This is a genomic window from Winogradskyella marina (assembly GCF_015645385.1).
GTDB classification, from domain to species: Bacteria; Bacteroidota; Bacteroidia; order Flavobacteriales; family Flavobacteriaceae; genus Winogradskyella; species Winogradskyella marina.
Genome location: NZ_JADOET010000038.1, coordinates 1 through 1,969 on the forward strand (window position 1 = coordinate 1; position 1,969 = coordinate 1,969).

1 protein-coding gene is annotated in these 1,969 nt (G+C 29.4%); it reads left to right on the plus strand.

What is annotated here, in order from left to right; genetic code table 11:
* Positions 1-132 precede the first annotated feature (132 nt).
* Positions 133-1,866 carry an AIPR family protein gene (locus ITJ86_RS17105; RefSeq protein ID WP_195872869.1) on the plus strand — a complete coding sequence of 578 codons (1,734 nt, stop codon included), beginning with the start codon at positions 133-135 and terminating at the stop codon, positions 1,864-1,866.
* The last annotated feature ends 103 nt before the right edge of the window (positions 1,867-1,969 follow it).

Below are 1,969 nucleotides of genomic sequence, written 5' to 3' on the forward strand. Positions count from 1 at the left end.
CCTACTTACGAAAAACCTCTCGGTTTTTCTATTTCGATAATTATTTGCTAACTTACTCGCTGAAAACACGCTACAAATCATATACGAGACCGTTGTATGCAATTTAACGAAACGATAAACATAGAATAATAAATGAACGCAATTACAAGAGGATTTCTTAATGATTTTATTGATAGAAAAGGATATAATAGAATATCACCTAGTCTTCAATTTGAATATTTCTGTAATTTCTGTGTAATCAACAAGGAGTTCGATTCAATTTCATTTGACGAAAAATCGATTAGCACAGGAAATTCTGCGCAAGGAATTGATGGAATTGGAATTATTGTAAATAATAAGCTTTGCGCTAATGCAAGTGAAATTAAGCAAATAATGGAATTGAATCGAATGTTAACTGTAACATTTGTTTTCATCCAATCAAAAAGTTCTGCAAAATTCAACAATCAACAAATTGAAAATTTTTGTCGCTGGACAAAGAATTTTTTTAGCGAAGAAGCCACTCTGTTTTCAACTGATGAAATGAAAAATTTCATAGAAATGAGAGAGTTCATATACTTAAACACAAGATATATGAAAGAGAGAAGCCCAAATTGTAATCTCTACTTCTGTACAACAGGCAAATGGGAAGAAGATGAAAATCTTGTAAGTGTAGTAAACTCTAATAAAAAAGAAATTGAAAGTTTAGATTTATTCAACGATGTTGAAATTTTTCCAGTAGACTCAAAGTCTTTACAAGGACTTTACAGAAAAACAAAAGAACCTGTTGAAGCGACTATAAAATTTGAAAGAAAAGTAAACATTCCAACTATAAATGAAATCACAGTTGCATATTCAGGATTGTTACCATTTTCGGAATTTAAGAAAATAATTATCGATGAAACTGGGAAAATGAAATCGGTATTTGATGATAATATTAGAGATTATTTAGAACAAGAAGACAATCCTGTAAATAAAGATATTTCAAGTACAATTCAAAAAGGCGGTTTAGAACAATTTTGTATTCTTAACAATGGAGTTACAATTGTAGCAGAGGAAATAACAGAACCAGGCGAAACTATAACACTTTCTAATTATCAGATTGTAAATGGTTGCCAAACAAGTAACGTACTTTATGAAAATCGTACAATTGATGGAATTGAAGATATGCATATTCCTGTAAAAATTATTGTAACTACGAGCCATAAAATTAAAAGTGACATTACAAGAGCAACAAATAATCAAACAGCTGTAGATGCTGTAGAATTAGAAGCTCTAACAGACTTTCAAAGAAATTTAGAGGATTATTACAACTCTCTAGACAAAGATGACTACAAACTATATTTCGAGAGACGAACAAATCAATATAAAAATGCCGATGATGTTGCCTTGTTTAGAATTGTGAATAGAGAAAGTCAAATAAAATCTCTTTCTTCTATGTTCTTAAATAATCCTCATAATGTTACCGGAAACTATGGGAGATTAGTTGAGAAAATTGGAATAGAAATTTTTAATCCAGACCACGACTATATATCTTATTACACAAGTGCTTTGGCTTACTTTACACTTGAAAATTTATTGAACGAAAACAAATTATTAACTCACTCTAAAAGATTTAGATATCATATACTATTAGTTTTTAGATTTTTAATTACAAAGGTTGTTTCACCAAACTTGAAAGATAGTGGACGAATGCAAAGAAATTGTAATCAAATTTTAGTAATACTAAAAGATAGTCAAAAAGCAAAAGAAGTTTTTCTTGAATCGGCTGAATTTATAGAAGGAGATATTTTAAATATAGATTTCAAAGACAGAAAAGCTGTTGAAAGAAAAAATACGACTGACTTAATTATGGAAAAATTAATTGAAACATATTTAAGAGAAAAATAAAAACTGCATACAACACCGTGTATAATTCATTGCTAGTTATAGCCTACTTACGAAAGTCCTCGCGGACTTTCTATCTGTGATTTATTTGCTAACTTTAGTGCTT